Source organism: Arthrobacter sp. Y3223164 (assembly GCF_059091005.1).
Window position 1 is genome coordinate 1 of the sequence record NZ_JBNHGF010000471.1, and the last position, 1,844, is coordinate 1,844.

2 protein-coding genes are annotated in these 1,844 nt (G+C 69.1%); one reads left to right on the forward strand and one right to left on the reverse strand.

Features of this window, described 5'->3' with window-relative positions; genetic code table 11:
* Nucleotides 1–809 (reverse strand): MFS transporter (locus AC5RUJ_RS15500; RefSeq protein ID WP_494156158.1); only part of this gene is annotated, 809 nt, incomplete at its 3' end.
* Between the two features lie 258 nt (nt 810–1,067).
* Between AC5RUJ_RS15500 and AC5RUJ_RS15505 the strand changes: the two genes are divergently transcribed.
* On the forward strand, nt 1,068–1,844 hold a 777-nt coding region (locus tag AC5RUJ_RS15505), incomplete at its 3' end, for an ammonium transporter (protein ID WP_494156159.1).

Below are 1,844 nucleotides of genomic sequence, written 5' to 3' on the forward strand. Positions count from 1 at the left end.
AGCCCGGCGGTCTCCGGGCCAGCGCCCAGCACGGCCGCGGCGAAGAGCGGAATCAGCGCCATGCGTACCCCGAACGTGGCCCAGCCGTTGGCGAAGGCGGACACGACGGCGGCCCGGTACCCCGGGTCCGAGAGCGCCTCGCGCAGATCCATCGCCTCGGGAGCCGGAGCGTCGTTGGCCGTGCGGGCGGCGGGTTTCTTGAGCATGACGGCGACGACGGCGGCCGCCACGAGCAGCGCGAGGGCATAGACCACGAACGGCATCCGCAGCCCGAATCCTGCCAGCAGGCCGCCGGCCACCGGGCCGAGGATGCCGCCCATCAGGAACGTGCCGGCATACAGGCTGGAAACCCGGCCGCGGCCGTCCGGCGGGGCCAGCCGCAGGATCAGCGCCATGGCCGACACCGTGAACATGGTGGAGCCGAGGCCGCCCAGGCCCCGGAAGATGAGCAGCTGCCAGTAGTCCTGCGCCAGCGCGCAGGCGCCGGTTGAAGCGGCGACGATCAGCAGCCCGGTGAGATAGACCCGGCGTTCACCCCAGCGGCCCACCAGGGCGCCGCCCGCGGGCGCGAAGACCAGCCGGGCGAGGGCGAACACGCTGACGATGATGCTGGCGGCCGCGACACCGACGTCAAAACTCGCGGCGAACTGAGGCAGGACTGGCGCCACCAGCCCGTATCCCAGCGCGATGACGAACGCAGCGGCAACGAGGACCTTGATGTCGCGCGGAATCGGAGTGGGTGCCGGCTTGCCCGGTCGCTGGTGGCCGGGCAGGCGGAACTGGCGCGCCGTGCGGCGGAAAACAGGCATGCCAACCAGCGTAGCCCGACCCGCGCGTGGGCTCGGTGTCAACGCCGGGCCGCGCACCGCCGTCGTCCTCTATGCCACTCTGTGCCGCTCTCGGTGCCGCGCGAAACACTGCCGAAACACGCCGGTTGCACCGGTTTTACCTGCGCGGGCTTCTTGTAACGCTGCCGCAATGAAGCATCCTGCTGGCCGAAACACGCCGTCGTCAGTCTTGGTTCATCGGTGGGAAATTACCCGCCAACGAACGAGGGGACGTGAAACATGGATCTGTCGGCAGGTCACGTCTGGGTAATGATTTCGGCGGCCTTGGTGCTGCTCATGACGCCGGGACTGGCATTCTTCTACGGCGGGATGACGCGGGCCAAATCGGCCCTGAACATGATGATGATGAGCTTTTCCGCCGTCGCGCTGGTGGCGGTGGTCTGGGTGCTGTGGGGTTACTCGATGAGCGGGGGCGAGGGCGTGGCCCAGCTCTTCGGCAATCCGTTCGCCGCGTTCGGCCTGGAAGGGCTGCTTAGCACCCCTGACCTGATCAGCGCCGGGTACGGTGCCACGTTCGCGATCATCACCGTGGCACTCATCTCCGGCGCCATCGCCGACCGGGCAAAATTCAGCGCCTGGGCGGTCTTCGTGCCGGTCTGGGTCACGCTGGTTTACTGCCCGCTGGCCTTCATGGTCTGGGGCGGCGGCTTGCTGGGGGCCGAGGGAGCCATCGGCGCCTGGGCCGGGGAGGCGATCGATTTCGCCGGCGGCACGGTGGTGCACATCAATGCCGGTGTAGCGGGCCTGGTCCTGGCCCTGATTCTGGGCAAGCGCAGAGGCTTCGGCAAGGACCCTGCACAGCGCCCGCACAACATCCCGCTGGTGATGATCGGCGCAGCGATGCTGTGGTTCGGCTGGTTTGGATTCAACGGGGGAGCGGCGGCCACGGCGGAGGAAGCCGGGCTGATCTGGGTCAACACCATGGCCGCCCCGGCAGCCGCCATCGTGGGCTGGCTGGTGACCGAGCGCCTCCGCGACGGCCGCCCCACGTCCCTC